Here is a 14,538-nt window from a genome sequence, read left to right on the forward strand (position 1 = left end):
TAATTATGAAGAAAAGTTTTTGGATTTTATTATCAGTCGTTATCGCTTTGCTTGTTGCAGCTTTTTTCCTGTATCCGCGAGCTTCTTTTGGTGGCGTAAGAATGTCTGAGAAACAGTATAGGCAGGTTGAACGATCAAAACGGAATATTAACAATGTTATTAATGATTTGGATGCCTATAAACCCACCGATGCAAAGACAGTTACTAAAATGAAAAAAGATGTTGATCGGTTAATAACTCAAAACGGCAAAAATCTTTCAACACAGGAATTCAATAAATTAGAACAGGCTGTAGGAGACAAAAACGGGGGAGTGTTAGCGACGATCGAAGCAGCTCAAAAAGGAAAATATTTGATTGACGGCGATATTGCTTCGACTCTGCATTCCAAGTTTTCCGTGATTGTCAAAGAATCGGCAAGGTCCGCTGTTGATTCGGATTCACAAGCTGAAAAAATTGCTACTCAAATTCAAAAGGATTTGAGTATTGATTCAAGACTTTATAAGTTAGGTCTCAGAAGTTAGTGATTGCCCATTTCGGGCTTTTTTGTTACAATAATTCAGTTGTTGCAATGCTTCAACCACTCTAAAGCGGTTTTTAAGTGATTTATCACACCGCCACGGTGAGTCTAAGAGGAGGCCTAAATGGCTAATAAGTACGCAGTTATTGAAACCGGCGGTAAGCAGTATCGCGTTGAGGCAGGAGATGCCATCTTCGTTGAAAAACTTGAAGCAAATGAAGGCGATAAAATAACTTTTGATAAAGTTTTACTTGCTGATGGCAAGTTTGGCGATCCATATGTTTCCGGCGCATCTGTTGTTGGAACAATCGCTAAGCAAGGCAAAGAAAAGAAAGTCGTTACTTTCAAATATAAGGCTAAAAAGCATGGCCATGTTAAAAAAGGCCATCGTCAGCCATATACAAAAGTATTAATCGAGAGCGTTTAAGGAGGCACATAATGTTAGAAAAATTACAAAACCTAATTAAGTTGGCCCACCATAAAGGAGGCGGATCTTCATCTAACGGACGTGACTCTGCCGGTCGTCGTTTGGGTGCAAAGCGTGCCGATGGACAAGATGTTCTTGCCGGAACGATTATTTATCGTCAACGGGGTACACACATTTATCCAGGCAATAATGTTGGTCGCGGCGATGACGATACTTTGTATGCATTAGTTGATGGAGTTGTCCGTTTCGAGCGTAAAGGAAAGACTCAACGCCAAGCATCAATTTATTCTCGTGAGGAATATAACGCTAAACTGGAAACACCGGTTCATTAAAAATTTAAAATCAAAATAGCGGTTTACCGCTATTTTTTTTAGGCGGCTATTATGAAGTATAATTTTGAAAAAAGAATTTCTAAATTAAGAAAACTTTTTGATGTTTTAGAAATAGATTCAATGATTGTCTACCAGGGATATAACAACGAGTATTTAACCGGTTTTTCCGGTGGAAGTGGTGAAGGGATGTTTGTCTTGAGCCGCAATCATGCCTTATTAGTGACTGACAGTAGATACCAGGAAGCGTATCAAAATAATCTTCCAAATGGAGTCGACCTGAAAATTAGTCGTGATTATTATGGAGAAACTGCTAAAACTTTAAATTCGTGGAAAGTAAAGAAAGTCGGTTTTGAAGAAAACCTGCCATTTTATGTTTTTGATTTTCTGGATGGTGAATTAGAAGCCGAATTTGTACCAACGCCAGCTCCAATTGAAGCCTTACGAGAGATTAAAGATGATGATGAAGTAGAAAATCTGCGTCAGGCCACAAAACGTTCCGTAACGGCTTTTAACCAATTAATCGATTGGATAAAAATAGGTCTAACAGAGAAAGAAATTGCTGATCAATTGGATTATTTTGCTCGTCACCAAGGGCTGGAAAAAGCTAGTTTTGATACAATTGTTGCCTCGGGCGAGAATTCTTCCAAACCTCATGGAACAGCTTCTGATCGTAAAATTGAGAGTGGTGATTTGGTTACAATTGATTTTGGTTATTACTTTAACCACTATACTTCCGATATCACGAGAACTATTGCGATTGGAGAAATTGATCCGCGCTTGATCAATATTTATCAAATTGTGAGAAAGGCTCAAGAATTATCGATTGAATCCGTTAGACCCGATGTCGATTTAAAGGAAGTCGATGGCGCTTCGCGTTCTTACATAGAAACAAAAGGTTTTGGAAAAGAATATAATCATGGCGGCGGCCATGGCGTAGGCTTGGATATTCATGAAGGTCCAGCTGTTTCTCCGGGGTCTGACGATGAGGCTGTTACTAGCCAGATATTGACAATCGAACCCGGTATTTACATTTCCGGACTTGGCGGTGTTCGAATTGAGGATGATGTTCTGGTTACAAAAAATGGTTTTGAGAATCTCACAGATGGTATTACAAGAGATTTAATTAAGATTGAGAAATAAATATGGCGATTAGATTAGACTATTTAGTATTTTATATTGGAAATTTAAGTTACGGGTTCGACTATGTTTACACTAAACGGATCAATGGTCACGCTTTTTATTTAAGGCGATTGCCTCAATCGGAAATCACTGATGTGGCAGATGAGAATTTCGATTTTTATAACCCGCATTTTTCTGAAGACTTGCATACGCCTTTTAATTGGAAATATGACGAAAAATTTACCGACCTGACGAGAATATGGGATCATTATTCCGACGTTGCCTTAGGATTTATCGAAGATTGGGCGGATGATTATCGCGCTCCTGTCGATCCAAATTCTGATCAGAATGTTGAATGGGGAATTCGTTTCCATTCTCCGAATCTTAAGGGCGAACAGCTGATTTATGGCGTTAACGCCTATCCTGATCGTTTTGACAGTTTCGTTAATTATTTGAGAAGCTTCGATCCGGAAGCCCCAACAAATGTACCGGATGATTTGCCTTATTCAAAAGGAAGATTTGCCAATTAAAAATTGAAGATATTTTTTAAAACTTTTGCTAATTTCGCGTAATAATTAGTATGCGGGATTTAACAGCAAAAGTTTTTTTATTAATAAAAATGAATTTAAAAATTATATTTATCTTTGGTGGTATTTCTTTTTTGGCGATCTCATTTTTTATTATGAGTTCGATCAAAAGAACCGACAAAGAAGAAAATATTTTATTCTCATCGGCAACAAGTTTAAAAAATGATTCCAATTTAAGTGTTTCCAGTAGCGACAATTTGTCATCTAAGGATGAAAAAGTTGACTTTTATGTTGATGTAAAAGGTGCGGTCGCTCAAGAGAAGGTCGTTAAGGTTAAAAGCGGCGAAATAATTATCTCAGCAATTAATAAATCTGGTGAGCAAAATCCAATGCCGATTTGAGCCAAATAAATTTGGCGGCGGAAATAATTTCCGGACAGGTTATATATGTGCCAAAAAAAGGTGAGAAAATTCCAGAACAATTTTGTAATTCCGTCAGCAACAGCTCTTCAACGAATACAAACGCTTCTCAGGCTCAAATTGATATCAATACGGCCGATTTGTCTGCTCTACAGACAATTAATGGCATTGGGGAGAAAAAAGCTGAAGAGATAGTAAAATATCGCGAAGAACATGGAAAATTTAAATCAATTGATGATTTAAAAAATATCTCCGGTTTTGGAGATAAAACGGTTGAAAAATTGAACGATTATGTCTTTATTAAATAAACTTGATCGAAACGATTGTCTGTTGATAAGCATTTTTCTTGCTTCCTTGAGTGGATTTTATTTTCGTAATTCTCTTTTAACAACTGTTTTCGTCTTTTTGTTGTTGATAAGAATTTATTTCAGCAAATTAAAAATAGCTTTTTTATAGTTCTTGTGTCCAGCCCATTTTTTTTGATTAGATTTTGGTGTTTTCAAGAAAATTTATCGGACCAAACACTTCCAAATCGGGAAAATCATCGATTAAAAGTGCATATTTACGCTGATGAAAAATCACCGTTGATGGAGATCGGCTAAAGGCCAAAGCATATGATGAAACAGATCGACAAAAGATTATCATCTATTCCAAAATCAAGAATTTACAGGAGAAAAAATTCTGGGAAAATAATCGAGACAATCTTCTCTGCGTCGTAAATGGGGATCTCGGAAAGCCACAAAGACCAACCAATTTTAATCAATTCAATGTTAGAAAATATTTTTTGACACAATCAATAACGAATCAGTTGAATTTGAGTAGCTTCGAAAAAATCGGTAAATGGGAGCCACAGATTTTTTTTGAAAAAATTTCTGATCGAATTCATTTTTTTAGAAAATCTGCAATCGACTATTTCGATTCGATGCCGAGCCCATTGGCTGAATATGCTAAAGCTTTAATAATTGGTGATGTGGAGAGCTGTTTCTACGATCAATATCCCGGTATTAGCGATTTAGGATTAATTCATCTTTTTAGTATTTCGGGTTTTCAAGTAACTTATTTCTTTGTTTTTTTTAAGGAAAAGTTTCAAAAAAATGTATTTTCCCAAGGAACTTTCTCTCACATTGATTGCTCTTGCAATACCTCTTTTTTTGTTTTTTCCGATAGCGTGCAATCACTGATAAGGCCAATCATAGCTGCTGAATTATCGCTTTTTGCGAGTTATTTCAATTTAAGAGTAGAAAAAGAAAAGATTTGGTCCTTTTCTTTAGCAACTGGACTTTTGCTTTCACCAATGCTTTTGCTTAATCTTGGAGGACAGTTATCTTATCTACTGAGTTTTTCTTTGATGTTTATTGCGCATTTAAAGCCCTTTAAGCAAGGCCTTTTGATGAGTTCTGTGACGATTCCGATTATTTTAAATAGCAAATTTACCTGGCATTTTTTAAGTATGCCGGCTAATTTTTTTCGATTCCTATTTTCGGAATAGTTATCATGCCGTTAATTGGCCTGGCAGTTGTTCTGCATCCCTTTTGGACTCAAGCAGTTTGTTTTATTAATTATTTGGTTGCTTTATTTGCGGATTTAATAGAAATGATTTCAAAAATACCCGGTAAAATTGTTTTTGGAAAAATGGAAGATTATTTAGTCATTCCTTTGGTTTGCCTTATTTTATTGTCTTTTGATCAACGAAAAAAAATTCGCAATTTCTCTTTGATGGCTATTGCCACTGCCTTTACAGCTAGTTTCTGTTTTATTCATTTTCCAATGAATGGAGAGTTTTCGGCATTTGATATCGGTCAAGGAGATTCCCTGTTATTAAGAACTCCTTTGAATCAAAAAACAATATTGATCGATACTGGTGGGAAAGTGGCTTTGCCACAGGAAGAATGGCAAATTTCCAAAACAAGCTCGAATCAGGCAAAATCGATCATTATAAATTATCTTCAATCCAAAGGAATCAACCTCTTGGATTTTTTACTCTTGACTCATGGCGATATGGATCATGTCGGAAATGCTAAATATCTGTTCTCTTCAATTAAGATTAAACATCTTATAGTTCCATTAGGAATGACAAAAACAAATTCTTTCCGAAGAGAAATTAAACCTTATTTAGGAAAGACAGACGTTATCGAAGTTACGAATCAAGTCCAAATTCGAAATTTTCCATTCCGAATTCTCCATCCTTTCAAAAGTGGATCTGCCGTTAACGAAGATTCAATTGCATTATTTGCAAAAGTGGGCAACCTAAATGTCTTGACCGCTGGTGATTTACCTCAAGAGGGAGAAAGAGAAATTGCATCTCGATATCCAGATCTTAAAATTGATTTACTTAAATTTGGTCATCATGGGTCAAAAACTTCCAGCAACATCAACGTTTTGAATCATTGGCAGGTTAAATATGGAATTATTTCAGCTGGTAGGCATAATCGTTATGGGCATCCAAAAAAAGAAACTCTTGAAACAATATCAAGACTCAAAATCCGTGCTTTTAACACTCAAACAAATGGAATGATTCGTTTCGTTTATAATAACGATAAAAGTTATTTTCAGACCTTTACTAAGGATTTCAATGACTCCGACTGATTTTAAAAAACAAATTAAGAATAAACGATTACCAGCTTTGATTTTTTTTACAGGAACTGAGGATTTTTTGACGGAACAATTTTCTAATTTACTTGAGAATTCAATTGATGAAAATTTTCGAGCTTGGGATTTTGTTAGAGCAGACGTCAATGATACCGGTATCAAAGAAGTACTGGCTGATGTTTCAACACTTTCATTTAATGCCAGTAGGCGGATTGTGATAGTCGAAAATCCATTATTTTTGACAGCTAAAAATAGTTTGGAAAAAAGTGAAGAGAATTTATTACTGAAATATTTAAACAATCCGGAGGGCGAGAATAGCTTAATTATCAATGCTGTTAATTTCAGTCTAGATAAAAGAAAAAAAACGGTTAAAAGCTTAATCAAAACAGCTGAAAATGTTGATTTTAAACCGCTTGATGAACGACAAATATTGCAAATTGTCAAGAAACGTTTTTTGGTTGCCGATATTTCGATCGAAGATGCAGTATTGAATTATTATTTTCGAAGATTAGCCTTCAATTTACGTCTAATTATTAATAATCTTGACAAACTTCTGTTATATGGCCAAAATCACATAATTGATAATCATGTGATCGATTTTCTAATCGCTCCGGAATCAACTGAATCGGCTTTTGATTTAATTGAGGCAATCAATCAAAAAAAACCGGGAAAAGTTCTCAAAATTTATGAAGAACTAATTGACCGGGGTGAAGCTCCAATTAGGATCAATGCTTTATTGCTATCACAATATCGTTTACTTATCCAAGCTAAATCTTTGAAGTTAAATGACCAAAATTTGTCTCGTCTTCTCCATATTCATCCTTATCGAGCCAAATTAGCCAATCAGTTGGCAAGTCTGAAAACTTTCGGCGAGTTAAGCAACAGTTTTTTAAATTTATCTGATATTGAATTAAAACTTAAATCAACAAGACTTGATCCAAAAATGCTTTTTGAAATATTTTTATCTAAAAATACTTAATTCCAATTTTTTTGCAGTTTCTTTAAATTGATTTTTTTGAGAAACAATTTTGCATATGCAAAGAAAATAATTAATATCGTCAGATTGAAAACGAAGTCGATTAAATTAACAGTAGGATGACCTAGGCCAAAAATTGCTTTTGGATCGGCCATAAAGGCAATAAAATCAATTAATGTGTGAGAAATAATCGTTACAGTAAGATTTTTAGTTACCAGGTACACCAGTCCGAAAAGAATTCCCAAGGCACTTGTATAAATAATTTGGACGCTTGTAATTTCCAAACTTGCCGAGAAGAGGTTGATTAAATGCAATGCAGAGAAAAAAATTGCGGAAATAATTACAGTTACAAAAAAACTAAAGTTTTTAGCAGTACTTTCTTCTAATTTTCCGATGATCATTCCGCGCGCCGCATATTCTTCGAAAATTCCTACTAAAAGCGAAACACTCGCTGCCGTAAAAAAATCAAAGAAAGAGATTGCGCTTTTTTTTGATAAATAGACATAGAGGTTTATTCCTATAAAAATGATGACCGGCGACCCAATCGCAAGAGCCCGAAAGAATTTTTTGTTTAAAAAAAATACCTTCACTTTGAAAAGAAAATGGTTGAATAACCATATAAATAGTAAAGCTAATCCTTCTCCGAGAATTGTGAGCCAACTCAGAAACGAATGATTTTCTATTAATGATTGATATTTAGTTGCCGAAAGGCCTAAAAGAAAATTTGGACCGATATACACAGATAAGAGAATCAACATTGCGAGGATCGAACCGCAAACTAATGAAAAAATCGTCGATAAAAGAATTAATAACGATTCAAATAATATTTCCCTACGATCTTTCATGAAGGAGACACGGGGATTCGAACCCCGGCGCCGATTCTACATCGGTTCGGCGGATTTCGAGTCCGCTGCATTACCACTCTGCCATGTCTCCGAGCTACAGAACAATTCTAGCAAAAATTAGGTTTTTTTCCTACATAAATTCGACAAAATGTTTTTATTAAATCAAACTAATGAAAAAAATGGTAATTAGGTATAATTTTCCAAATATTCTTCACGATCAAAAATACATCACTGAATTTAGATTATAATTAAAACCATGGAAATCGGAATTGATCAAATATCTTTTTTTACACCAAATCTTTATTTAGACTTAACCGAACTTGCTGAAAAACGTGGCGTGGATCCAAATAAGTATTTGGTAGGTATTGGCCAAGAAAAGCAAAGTATTGTTCCACCCACTCAGGATTCGGTTTCAATGGCCGCCAATGCGGCTTCGATTCTGCTTGAGCAAAAGTCGACTGAGTTTTTGAATTCGATTGATGAGATTTTATTTGCGAGTGAATCGGGAATAGATAATTCCAAATCAGGAGCGGTTTATTTGCAAAAGCTACTTAATTTAAAGAAAAATATGCGAGCTATTGAGATCAAACAGGCCTGTTATGGGGGCACGTTTGCCTTGATGACTGCATTCGATTATGTCAAGCTTCACCCCAATAAACGTATTCTGGTTGTGGCTTCGGATATAGCAAGGTATGGTTTGAAAAGTGCAGGCGAAGTGACACAAGGGGCTGGAGCAGTTGCAATGCTTGTTAGCACTCAACCAAGACTGGCGAGTTATAACTGGGATTCTGTTTTTCAGTCCGAAGATCTGATGGACTTTTGGCGTCCGCTTGATCAAAGCGAAGCGTTGGTTTTTGGGAAAATGAGTCAGGAAATATACGAAAAATTTTTTTATGAAATATGGCAGACTTATTCTCAGAAAAATTTAAAGAAAGTTTCCGACTTTGCGGCTTTTGTTTTTCATTTACCCTTTACGAAAATGGGGAAAAAAGCGCTTGATCAAATTAATGATCAAATTGACGAATCCAAAAAAGACCAATTGGAAAAAAATCGTTTGGCCGGGCAGATCTATAATCGAAAAGTTGGTAATTTATACACTGGGTCGCTTTATTTGAGCTTAATATCTTTACTCAAAAATAACATTCTCAAAAATAACGATAGAATCGCAATGTTTTCTTATGGCAGTGGAGCGGAAGGAGAACTATATTCTCTTTCACTGGCAGCTGACTATCGACAGGCTATTCTTGGAGACCCGGCTCAAATGATCGCTTCGCGGAGAAAAGTTTCAGTAGACGAGTATGAAGGACTTTTTCGAGCATTTCCGGAAGACAGTGAAGATCATGAATTGACTAATTCATATGATTCATCCCACTTTCAATTAAAGAGAATAAAAGATCATCAACGAATTTATGGGGATAATTTTTAATTTTTTTATTATTTAATTCCGACTTTTGATAAGATACTTGCGAGGTGAATATGGCAAAGAATATCTATTTGGCAAGCCCATTTTTTGATGACGAACAAATTGCAAGAGTTAAAAAGATTGAAAAAGCTCTAGAAAGTAATCCGACTGTTATGGATTACTACGATCCTCGACTGCATCAGCATGAAGAACTGGAATTTGGTAGTCCTGAATGGCAGACAGTAACTTATAACAGTGACATTGAAGCCATCGAAGAAGCCGATGTAATTGTTGCAATAGTGGATTTTGAGGGTCAAAATGTCGATTCAGGGACTGCCATGGAAATTGGTTATGCCGTTAAAAAAGGGACGCCAATTCTGATTTTTCAAGAAAAAGAACCAGTTCTTAATCTGATGTTTTCAGTGCCGGTGCATGCTTACATGAGTAAGCCTGAAGACATTGCCAATTACGATTTTGACGCAATGAAAAAAATCCCTTATAAGGGAAAAGTCGTTTAATATAATTAATTAATCGTGTAACGGAAAATTTCTTTATAAAAAACTCCCTTTACAAAAAAATAATTTCTCAGTAAATGGAGTTTCGATATAAGCCAACAACTTTTCCGAGAATAGAAACGTTTTCGACAATGATTGGGGCCATCGTATCATTTTCGGGCTGCAGTCGATAGTGATTGCTTTCTTTGAAAAAGCGTTTAACGGTCGCTTCACCCTCTCCATTGCCAAAATCAGTTGTCATTGCAACGACAATATCACCGTTGTCGGCATAGTCCTGCTTGCGAACGAAAACCATATCGCCATCCAGAATGCCAATATTGATCATTGAAGTTCCGGAAACTCTAAGAACGAAAAGATCGCCGTCGAAACGCTCGAGATCAGATGGGATTGGTAAAAATTCGGTTGCGGCTTGCTCAACGGCTAAAATGGGCATACCAGCTGTAACTAAACCAATAATCGGAACCTTGCCGGGAGTCTCGGGTACACCCAAAGCTCTTAATCCTTTCTCGGTAATTTCAATTGCCCGTGGTTTTGTTGGGTCCTTGTGCAGGAGACCGTGTTTTTCCAGGCGATCGATATGCCCATGAACGGTTGAGGTCGACGACAGACCAACTGCCTCCCCGATCTCACGGACTGTTGGAGGGTAACCTTTTTCATTTTGTTTTTCGTAAATAAAACGGAGAATTCCGAGTTGCTTTGTCTCTGCCATCGCCGAGCCTTTCTAATAACTTATTGCTATATGCAATTATAGCGGAAGACATAGCTTATAACAAACACATGTTCGTAAAATTTAATAAAAACGCAAAAACTTTTGTATAATACAAGTATGGAGAATTCTAATGGTTGATAATTCACGATCAGAAAAAGAGCATAAAGAACCCGAATTTATTGTTGATGAAGACGAGCAGGCGAAGAATGAGGCTTTAAGAGCTCGAATCAATGAATTAGCCGCTAAGCAAAAAACTTCAAAAGGGCTCACGGAAGCGGAAAAGAAGGAGCAAAAACAACTACGACAGAAGTTTTTGGAAAATTTCCGTAAAACTTTTCGTTCACAGGTTGAAATATTGCAGGTTTTCGATAAGAATGGTAAAGAAGTTACTCCTAAAAAAGTAATCGATATTCAAAAAAAGAAAGGATTAAGATAGATATGAGCTGGATATGGTTTCTATTAATCGGTCTCGTGATCGGCTTGGCTGCAGGAATGGTTATTTCTCGCTTTACATTAAAAAGTTATCTGAAGAAGAACCCTCCGATTAACGAGCAAATGCTTAAGCAAATCGGTGCTTCGATGGGTCGTAATTTAAGTCAAAAGCAAATCAATCAAATGATGTCACAGATGAAGAAGAATTATTAAAAAAACAGATCGAATGATCTGTTTTTTATTTGTCATTATTATTTGTTCTTTTCGGATGAGGATCAATATATACCCAATTTTTATTTATTTTTTTGTCCAAATCGGAAAAAGCTTTTTGCATACTAATTATAATTTCTTTTTCATCGGCCTTTTTAGGTACGGGAATCAGTGGCCCAAAAGCAACGCTCGTCGATCCTCGACGAAAGAGACCGATAAATTTTAATGGTCCTTGATAAACAACTGGTAAAAGACTTCTGCCAGACATTTTGGCAATTAAAACGGCCCCGCCTTCTAATTTTGAAGAGTGACGAGAACCAGAAGGAAAAATCATAAAGTTTCGTGTTCCGCTTCTTAATTCTTTAACTGGAATTTTAATTGCTGAAGGTCCGGGATGATTGCGGTCGACAGGGAAAACGCCAATTTTTTTCAAAGCCCAGCCGAAGGCTTTGTTTTTATACAATTCTTTTTTTGCCATAATAATAAATTGCCTTGGCAAAAGAGTCATCGCAAACCACAACGGATCCCACCATGTACGGTGAGGAGCAACTAAAATAAATTGTGTATCTTGTGGAATATTCTCTTGCCCGTATACGTGAGTTTTTCCATTGATTAGCCAACGAATTACTTGAATAATTCGAAAAATTACTGTGTACATGTCTATCATTATATAAAAATGAAAAAAATCAATTTAGATTCTAATGAAAAAATTGAAAAGATTAGTGGAAAACTTAAGGTTCTGCAAAACAATCAGCTTCCAAAATTTGGTATTGATGCTTTTTTGATTGCTAATTTTATCGATAAGTCCAAATCCCAAAGATTATTGCTGGCCGATTTTGGTGCAGGCACCGGAATTATTGGTTTGTTATATGCTATTGAAAATCCAGGAAAAGTTTTTTTAATCGAGAATAATTCGCAGTTGTCCCAGCTGGAAGAAAAGACCGTTGGATTAAATGACTTAAAAAAAAGGGTAACAGTAATTAATCAAGACATCAATAATCTGGACGGAACATTCCAGCTGAATTCTTTAGATGCCATCGTGTCCAATCCACCTTATTTCGATTCCCCGAATTATTCTAAAAAAAATTTGTCAAAAGAAAGATCACATGCCCGTCATGAAGAAAATTTCGATCTGGCGGTTTTGGTCAGTCAAAGTAAAAAGTTTTTAAAATCAAAGGGAAAATTGTATTTTATTTATCGAGCCGAGAGAATTGCGGATTTTATAGATCTGTTAATTAAAAATGGTTTTGGTATTTCCAAAATGCGTTTTGTTTATGGAAAGAAAAATACTGGGGCAAAACTCGTTTTGGTAAAAGCCATTAAACAGGGCAGTAACGCGAAAATAAATATTGAAAAACCAATGATTATCTTTAATGAGAGAAATGAATATACTAAAGAACTACAAAATATTCTTCATGACAACAAATATTTCTTTTATGTGATCCAAACAGCAGATAATTATTTATATGCAGGAACTTCGGATGATGTTAATCGCCGTTTTGCGACTCATCAAGCAAAAAAAGGAGCTAAATTCACAAGAGCGGCAATTCGTCATCCGCTTAAACTTGTTTATCAGGAAGAATTCTCGAGTAAAAGCGAAGCATTGAGTTTTGAAGCCAAATTCAAGCATCTCAGCAGGATTGAAAAGGAGCGCTATATTGGCTTGTAATCAAAGTTTGTTTCAGGTAAAATGTTAAACGGCATTCGCCAATACACAGCAAAAGCGGATATTTTATCAGTTGCTCATCGAGTCGATGAAATATGTGAAACTTTTGTGAGGACAAAAACATTAGGAGGCCTAATATGGCTGCAATTTCAATGAAAGAACTTTTAGAGGCTGGCGCGCATTTTGGTCATCAGACCCGTCGCTGGGATCCTCGGATGGATGAATATATATTTACTTCTCGTAATGGTATTCATATTATCGATTTACAAAAAACTTTACGGATGGCAGACGATGCCTATAACTGGGTTAAGGGAGAAGCTGCCGACGGAGCTAATTTCCTGTTTGTTGGTACGAAAAAACAAGCAACCGAAGCAATTGAAGAAGAGGCGAAACGTGCCGGAGTTGCTTATGTAAACCATCGCTGGTTGGGCGGTACATTAACAAATTGGAACACAATCAAAACCCGTATCAACAAGTTGAAGGAACTTCGCGCTGCCGAAGAGGATGGTAGTTTCGACAAGCTTCCAAAAAAGGAAGCTTCTCAGCTTGGTAAGCAAAAAGCAAAGTTGGAAAAGTTCCTTGGTGGAATTGCGGACATGGAAGATATTCCTGATGTTATGTTTGTTGTTGACCCAAAGACAGAAGAAATCGCTGTTAAAGAAGCTCGCAGTTTAAACATTCCGGTAGTGGCAATGATTGATACCAATGGAAATCCAGATTTGGTTGATGTTAAGATTCCTGCAAATGATGATGCGATTCGTGCGGTTAAATTAATCACTTCCAAAATGGCTGATGCCATTATTGAAGGTCGTCAAGGACAGGATGCCGGCGAAGATTCCGCAGAGAAGACTTTCGCCGATACTGCTGATGGCGAAGGAGATTTTGAAGAATCATCAAATAACGAAAATCAAGAAGCATAAAACGACTAAAATAATATCGCCTGTTCAGGCGATTTTTTGTGAGGTAAGAAATGGCACAAATAACTGCTGCACTAGTTAAAGAGTTGCGCGAAAAGACAAGCGCGGGAATAATGGATGCAAAAAAAGCCTTAGTTGAAACTAATGGCAATATGGAAAAGGCAATTGATGTTTTAAAGGAACGCGGTGTTGCTAAAGCTGCCAAAAAAGCTGATCGTGTTGCTGCTGAAGGAATGACTGATGTTATCGAAGCGGGAAATACTGCTGCAATTATCGAATTGAATTCGGAAACGGATTTTGTTGCTAGCAACGAAAAGTTTTTGAACTTACTTCATTTGACTGCAAAAGTAATCCTTGAACATAAACCAGCTGATTTAAAGGCTGCTTTAGCCATACCGGTTGAAGAAGGAACTTTAAATGATCAAATTGTTCAGACTTCAGCCCATACCGGCGAGAAAATAACCTTGCGACGTTTTAATGTTGTTGAGAAAAATGATAATCAGACATTTGGGGTCTATTCCCACATGGGAGGACAGATTTCTGTTATTACCCTTCTTGAGAATAGCGATTCTACAACTGCCAAAGATATTGCAATGCATATTGCTGCGATAGCACCGAAATATTTGAGCAGAGAAGATGTTCCAAAAGATGTTGTCGAGCATGAAAAATCAATCCAGATGAAGGCTGATGATCTCGGCAATAAGCCTGATAATATCAAAGAGAAGATTGTTGAAGGACGTTTGGGAAAGTTTCTTGATGAACTTGCTTTATTAAACCAACCGTTTGTTAAAGGCGAGGGTGAGAGTGTTGCTGAATATCTGAAAAAACAAGGTGCGACTATCAAATCATTTATCCGTTACCAGGTTGGCGAGGGAATCGAAAAGCAGGAAAGCAATTTGGCTGATGAAGTAGCCAAACAAATCAACGGGTAAATCT

At 36.4% G+C, this 14,538-nt stretch carries 20 protein-coding genes, 1 tRNA gene and 1 other annotated feature; of the genes, 17 read left to right on the forward strand and 4 right to left on the reverse strand.

Annotated features, from left to right (window positions below):
• Window positions 1–5 precede the first annotated feature (5 nt).
• From A3G9_RS0103255 to holA, 10 genes are all read left to right on the forward strand, one after another.
• On the forward strand, window positions 6–521 hold the full coding sequence (locus A3G9_RS0103255; RefSeq protein WP_002816328.1) for a TMEM106 family protein: 516 nt from the start codon (window positions 6–8) through the stop codon (window positions 519–521).
• A 44-nt stretch (window positions 522–565) separates the two neighbouring features.
• Window positions 566–637 (forward strand) — a sequence feature (ribosomal protein L21 leader region).
• Between the two features lie 4 nt (window positions 638–641).
• Window positions 642–944: a 50S ribosomal protein L21 gene (rplU, locus tag A3G9_RS0103260; protein ID WP_002820507.1), complete on the forward strand. Its 303-nt coding sequence runs from the start codon at window positions 642–644 to the stop codon at window positions 942–944.
• An 11-nt stretch (window positions 945–955) separates the two neighbouring features.
• Window positions 956–1,276 (forward strand): 50S ribosomal protein L27, encoded by a 321-nt coding sequence (rpmA, locus tag A3G9_RS0103265; RefSeq protein WP_002820505.1) that lies wholly within the window; start codon window positions 956–958, stop codon window positions 1,274–1,276.
• A 51-nt stretch (window positions 1,277–1,327) separates the two neighbouring features.
• A complete protein-coding gene (locus tag A3G9_RS0103270; RefSeq protein ID WP_002821114.1) occupies window positions 1,328–2,416 on the forward strand; it encodes an aminopeptidase P family protein in 1,089 nt (362 codons plus the stop codon).
• A gap of 2 nt (window positions 2,417–2,418) precedes the next feature.
• Window positions 2,419–2,925, forward strand: coding sequence for a phosphoesterase (locus A3G9_RS0103275; protein ID WP_002817088.1), 507 nt, complete (start codon window positions 2,419–2,421; stop codon window positions 2,923–2,925).
• 89 nt (window positions 2,926–3,014) lie between these two features.
• Entirely contained in the window at window positions 3,015–3,323 is a 309-nt protein-coding gene (locus A3G9_RS0103280; protein ID WP_226489920.1) for a hypothetical protein, read from the forward strand.
• A complete protein-coding gene (locus A3G9_RS01000000109445; protein ID WP_002821113.1) occupies window positions 3,320–3,649 on the forward strand; it encodes a ComEA family DNA-binding protein in 330 nt (109 codons plus the stop codon). Before A3G9_RS0103280 ends, A3G9_RS01000000109445 begins: the two co-directional genes overlap by 4 nt.
• A gap of 476 nt (window positions 3,650–4,125) precedes the next feature.
• The gene (locus A3G9_RS1000000110365) at window positions 4,126–4,830 is read left to right on the forward strand and encodes a ComEC/Rec2 family competence protein (protein ID WP_235043707.1); all 705 of its coding nucleotides are present in this window, start codon (window positions 4,126–4,128) and stop codon (window positions 4,828–4,830) included.
• Window positions 4,831–4,835: 5 nt separating this feature from the next.
• Window positions 4,836–5,927: a ComEC/Rec2 family competence protein gene (locus A3G9_RS1000000110370; RefSeq protein ID WP_002821788.1), complete on the forward strand. Its 1,092-nt coding sequence runs from the start codon at window positions 4,836–4,838 to the stop codon at window positions 5,925–5,927.
• Window positions 5,914–6,909: a DNA polymerase III subunit delta gene (gene holA / locus A3G9_RS0103300; protein WP_002820498.1), complete on the forward strand. Its 996-nt coding sequence runs from the start codon at window positions 5,914–5,916 to the stop codon at window positions 6,907–6,909. Before A3G9_RS1000000110370 ends, holA begins: the two co-directional genes overlap by 14 nt.
• On the opposite strand, the gene A3G9_RS0103305 is transcribed toward holA, so the two are convergent.
• Together A3G9_RS0103305 and A3G9_RS0103310 are read right to left on the reverse strand one after the other, a co-directional pair.
• Window positions 6,906–7,751, reverse strand: coding sequence for a CPBP family intramembrane glutamic endopeptidase (locus A3G9_RS0103305; RefSeq protein ID WP_002820497.1), 846 nt, complete (start codon window positions 7,749–7,751; stop codon window positions 6,906–6,908). The two genes, holA and A3G9_RS0103305, sit on opposite strands and share 4 nt — an antisense overlap.
• A gap of 2 nt (window positions 7,752–7,753) precedes the next feature.
• A tRNA-Ser gene (locus tag A3G9_RS0103310) sits at window positions 7,754–7,842 on the reverse strand.
• A gap of 165 nt (window positions 7,843–8,007) precedes the next feature.
• Here A3G9_RS0103310 and A3G9_RS0103315 point away from each other — a divergent pair.
• Both A3G9_RS0103315 and A3G9_RS0103320 read left to right on the forward strand, forming a co-directional pair.
• Entirely contained in the window at window positions 8,008–9,177 is a 1,170-nt protein-coding gene (locus A3G9_RS0103315; RefSeq protein ID WP_002817091.1) for a hydroxymethylglutaryl-CoA synthase, read from the forward strand.
• Window positions 9,178–9,227: 50 nt separating this feature from the next.
• Window positions 9,228–9,671: a nucleoside 2-deoxyribosyltransferase gene (locus A3G9_RS0103320; protein ID WP_002820496.1), complete on the forward strand. Its 444-nt coding sequence runs from the start codon at window positions 9,228–9,230 to the stop codon at window positions 9,669–9,671.
• A 67-nt stretch (window positions 9,672–9,738) separates the two neighbouring features.
• Here the strand turns inward: A3G9_RS0103320 and lexA are convergent, their stop codons facing one another.
• Complete coding sequence (gene lexA, locus A3G9_RS0103325; RefSeq protein ID WP_002817093.1) at window positions 9,739–10,377, reverse strand: transcriptional repressor LexA; 639 nt, start codon at window positions 10,375–10,377, stop codon at window positions 9,739–9,741.
• A gap of 130 nt (window positions 10,378–10,507) precedes the next feature.
• Between lexA and A3G9_RS0103330 the strand changes: the two genes are divergently transcribed.
• Together A3G9_RS0103330 and A3G9_RS0103335 are read left to right on the forward strand one after the other, a co-directional pair.
• Entirely contained in the window at window positions 10,508–10,813 is a 306-nt protein-coding gene (locus tag A3G9_RS0103330) for a DUF896 domain-containing protein (protein ID WP_002820494.1), read from the forward strand.
• A 2-nt stretch (window positions 10,814–10,815) separates the two neighbouring features.
• Window positions 10,816–11,022, forward strand: a complete 207-nt coding sequence (locus tag A3G9_RS0103335; protein WP_002820493.1) for a YneF family protein — start codon at window positions 10,816–10,818, stop codon at window positions 11,020–11,022.
• Window positions 11,023–11,047: 25 nt separating this feature from the next.
• Here the strand turns inward: A3G9_RS0103335 and A3G9_RS0103340 are convergent, their stop codons facing one another.
• Window positions 11,048–11,677: a lysophospholipid acyltransferase family protein gene (locus A3G9_RS0103340; protein WP_018025230.1), complete on the reverse strand. Its 630-nt coding sequence runs from the start codon at window positions 11,675–11,677 to the stop codon at window positions 11,048–11,050.
• Between the two features lie 18 nt (window positions 11,678–11,695).
• Between A3G9_RS0103340 and A3G9_RS0103345 the strand changes: the two genes are divergently transcribed.
• The 3 genes from A3G9_RS0103345 to tsf all read left to right on the forward strand — a co-directional run bounded on the left by A3G9_RS0103345 (window position 11,696) and on the right by tsf (window position 14,534).
• Complete coding sequence (locus tag A3G9_RS0103345) at window positions 11,696–12,688, forward strand: GIY-YIG nuclease family protein (protein WP_002821787.1); 993 nt, start codon at window positions 11,696–11,698, stop codon at window positions 12,686–12,688.
• 134 nt (window positions 12,689–12,822) lie between these two features.
• On the forward strand, window positions 12,823–13,605 hold the full coding sequence (gene rpsB, locus A3G9_RS0103350; protein ID WP_002820490.1) for a 30S ribosomal protein S2: 783 nt from the start codon (window positions 12,823–12,825) through the stop codon (window positions 13,603–13,605).
• A gap of 50 nt (window positions 13,606–13,655) precedes the next feature.
• On the forward strand, window positions 13,656–14,534 hold the full coding sequence (gene tsf / locus A3G9_RS0103355) for a translation elongation factor Ts (protein ID WP_002820489.1): 879 nt from the start codon (window positions 13,656–13,658) through the stop codon (window positions 14,532–14,534).
• Window positions 14,535–14,538 lie beyond the last annotated feature (4 nt).

It is taken from the genome of Oenococcus oeni DSM 20252 = AWRIB129, from assembly GCF_000372485.1.
GTDB lineage: Bacteria > Bacillota > Bacilli > Lactobacillales > Lactobacillaceae > Oenococcus > Oenococcus oeni.

Coding starts and splice junctions, on each gene's coding strand:
- A3G9_RS0103335 (WP_002820493.1), top strand. CDS start 10,816: ATGAGCTGGATATGGTTTCTATTAATCGGTCTCGTGATCGGCTTGGCT.
- A3G9_RS1000000110370 (WP_002821788.1), top strand. CDS start 4,836: ATGCCGTTAATTGGCCTGGCAGTTGTTCTGCATCCCTTTTGGACTCAA.
- lexA (WP_002817093.1), bottom strand. CDS start 10,377: ATGGCAGAGACAAAGCAACTCGGAATTCTCCGTTTTATTTACGAAAAA.
- A3G9_RS0103345 (WP_002821787.1), top strand. CDS start 11,696: ATGAAAAAAATCAATTTAGATTCTAATGAAAAAATTGAAAAGATTAGT.
- A3G9_RS0103305 (WP_002820497.1), bottom strand. CDS start 7,751: ATGAAAGATCGTAGGGAAATATTATTTGAATCGTTATTAATTCTTTTA.
- A3G9_RS0103280 (WP_226489920.1), top strand. CDS start 3,015: ATGAATTTAAAAATTATATTTATCTTTGGTGGTATTTCTTTTTTGGCG.
- A3G9_RS0103340 (WP_018025230.1), bottom strand. CDS start 11,677: ATGTACACAGTAATTTTTCGAATTATTCAAGTAATTCGTTGGCTAATC.
- A3G9_RS0103270 (WP_002821114.1), top strand. CDS start 1,328: ATGAAGTATAATTTTGAAAAAAGAATTTCTAAATTAAGAAAACTTTTT.
- holA (WP_002820498.1), top strand. CDS start 5,914: ATGACTCCGACTGATTTTAAAAAACAAATTAAGAATAAACGATTACCA.
- rpmA (WP_002820505.1), top strand. CDS start 956: ATGTTAGAAAAATTACAAAACCTAATTAAGTTGGCCCACCATAAAGGA.
- rplU (WP_002820507.1), top strand. CDS start 642: ATGGCTAATAAGTACGCAGTTATTGAAACCGGCGGTAAGCAGTATCGC.
- A3G9_RS0103315 (WP_002817091.1), top strand. CDS start 8,008: ATGGAAATCGGAATTGATCAAATATCTTTTTTTACACCAAATCTTTAT.
- rpsB (WP_002820490.1), top strand. CDS start 12,823: ATGGCTGCAATTTCAATGAAAGAACTTTTAGAGGCTGGCGCGCATTTT.
- tsf (WP_002820489.1), top strand. CDS start 13,656: ATGGCACAAATAACTGCTGCACTAGTTAAAGAGTTGCGCGAAAAGACA.
- A3G9_RS0103255 (WP_002816328.1), top strand. CDS start 6: ATGAAGAAAAGTTTTTGGATTTTATTATCAGTCGTTATCGCTTTGCTT.
- A3G9_RS0103330 (WP_002820494.1), top strand. CDS start 10,508: ATGGTTGATAATTCACGATCAGAAAAAGAGCATAAAGAACCCGAATTT.
- A3G9_RS0103320 (WP_002820496.1), top strand. CDS start 9,228: ATGGCAAAGAATATCTATTTGGCAAGCCCATTTTTTGATGACGAACAA.
- A3G9_RS0103275 (WP_002817088.1), top strand. CDS start 2,419: ATGGCGATTAGATTAGACTATTTAGTATTTTATATTGGAAATTTAAGT.